The following is a 1,099-nucleotide window of genomic DNA, read 5'->3' as shown; positions in this document are numbered from 1 at the left end:
GAAGTACGCGAGCGAGCGGTGCGGATGGTTTTCGATCACGAGCGGGATCACCCGTCTAGGTGGGCGACCGTGGTATCGATCGCCGAAAAGATCGGCTGCGTTCCGCAGACGCTGCATGAGTGGGTGAAGAAGGCCGAAGTCGACAGCGGCAAACGCGGCGGTGTCCCGACCGAGGTAGCTGACAAAGTGAAGGCGCTGGAACGCGAGGTCCGCGAACTGCGGCAGGCCAACGAAATCCTGCGCAAGGCATCGGCATATTTCGCGCAGGCGGAGCTCGACCGCCCGTTCCGGCGATGATCGCTTTCATTGACGATCACCGCGATGCCTATGGGGTCGAGCCGATCTGCCGTGTCCTGCCGATCGCCCCATCCACCTACTACGAGCACGTCGCGCAGCGACAGGATCCATCGCGTCTGTCGGCACGGGCGCGTGAGGATCTGATCCTCAAGGCCGAGATCGCTCGCGTATTCGCGGAGAACTTCGCGGTCTACGGCGTGCGCAAGGTCTGGCGGCAGATGATGCGGGAGGGCTTTGCGGTCGCGCGCTGTACCGTGGAACGGCTGATGCGCGAGATGGGCTTGGCGGGGGTAATCCGCGGCAAGCCGGTGCGCACGACCATCAGCGATAAAGCGGCGCCGTGCCCGCGCGATCACGTCAACCGGCAGTTCTACGCCCCAGCGCCGAACATGCTGTGGGTGTCGGACTTTACCTACGTCGCAACTTGGGCGGGGTTCGTCTACGTCGCCTTCGTCATCGACACCTACGCCCGCCGAATCGTCGGATGGCGTGCCAGCAGGACAGCACATGCCAGCTTCGTCTTGGATGCACTCGAGCAGGCGCTTCATGACCGCAGGCCAGTCCACCGTGGGGGCCTGGTTCACCACAGCGACCGCGGGTCGCAATACGTGTCTATCAAGTACACCGAGCGCCTCGCGGAGGCCGGCATCGAGCCGTCGGTCGGCAGTGTCGGCGACAGCTACGACAACGCTTTGGCCGAGACGATCAACGGACTGTACAAAGCCGAGGTGATCCACCGGCGCGGCCCTTGGCGCAGTTTCGAAGCCGTCGAGTACGCCACGCTCGAATGGGTCGACTGGTT

1 pseudogene and 1 other annotated feature are annotated in these 1,099 nt (G+C 64.1%); the pseudogene reads left to right on the top strand.

The window, feature by feature from the left end:
• Positions 1-1,099, top strand: a pseudogene (locus NLI89_RS21640) (IS3 family transposase); the annotation flags it as partial.
• Positions 252-368: a sequence feature (AL1L pseudoknot), on the top strand. (Overlaps the previous pseudogene by 117 nt.)

The organism is Sphingomonas faeni, assembly GCF_024273235.1.
GTDB classification, from domain to species: domain Bacteria; phylum Pseudomonadota; class Alphaproteobacteria; order Sphingomonadales; family Sphingomonadaceae; genus Sphingomonas; species Sphingomonas faeni_A.
Note: the sequence above shows the minus strand (reverse complement) of the source record. Positions and strands in the feature narration are given on the sequence as shown.